The organism is Bacillus sp. LR--39 (genome assembly GCF_053613335.1).
This window is the reverse complement of the sequence record NZ_JBSIOT010001323.1, coordinates 1-573: the sequence shown is the minus strand read 5'-3', so window position 1 is coordinate 573 and position 573 is coordinate 1. Positions and strand designations below refer to the sequence as shown.

Sequence of the window (573 nt, the reverse complement as noted above, 5' to 3'; positions counted from 1 at the left end):
ATCTGTAATCCAGCTGATGATTTGTTTCTCCATAAGTCTCACCTTTCTTCAAAAAAAGAGGCGCTGCGTTTATGCAAGCTCCTCTTCTTACTCTTCGTAACCTATCAGTTCTCCGACTTGAACTTCTTGGCCTTCTGCTAAATGGGCGGACGGCTGGAACGCGTCTTTTTCAAAAATCAAAATGACGGTTGAGCCAAATGAAAAGTATCCCAGCTCTTCGCCGATCTCCAATTTAGTACGGGTATTCGTCTGCACGATAGAATTAATATTCATCGCGCCGACAGGAATCATCAGGACATTTCGGCTGCCGCTATTCAGCTCGTACACAAACCGATAATTTTTCGACAGAACATCTTTCCCGTATTTTAAGCCTAGTTGATTTACCGGGTATGAGCGATTTCCGAGCTCGGCCAGCTTTTGATACCTGCAGCTGATCGGAGAATGGAAACGGTGATAATGCCTCGGGCTTAGATACAGCACGACGAAGTAACCGCCGTTGTATTGATGGTCTGCCCTTTTACAGCCGGTCAGCTCAGCGAATGAGTAATCTTTTCCCTTCACCGTAAAGGTTTG

Annotated in this window: 1 protein-coding gene; it reads right to left on the bottom strand. The window is 45.7% G+C overall.

Features of this window, described 5'->3' with window-relative positions:
- Positions 1–87 precede the first annotated feature (87 nt).
- On the bottom strand, positions 88–573 hold a 486-nt coding region (asd, locus tag ACWHAR_RS30260; RefSeq protein ID WP_452088828.1), incomplete at its 5' end, for an archaetidylserine decarboxylase.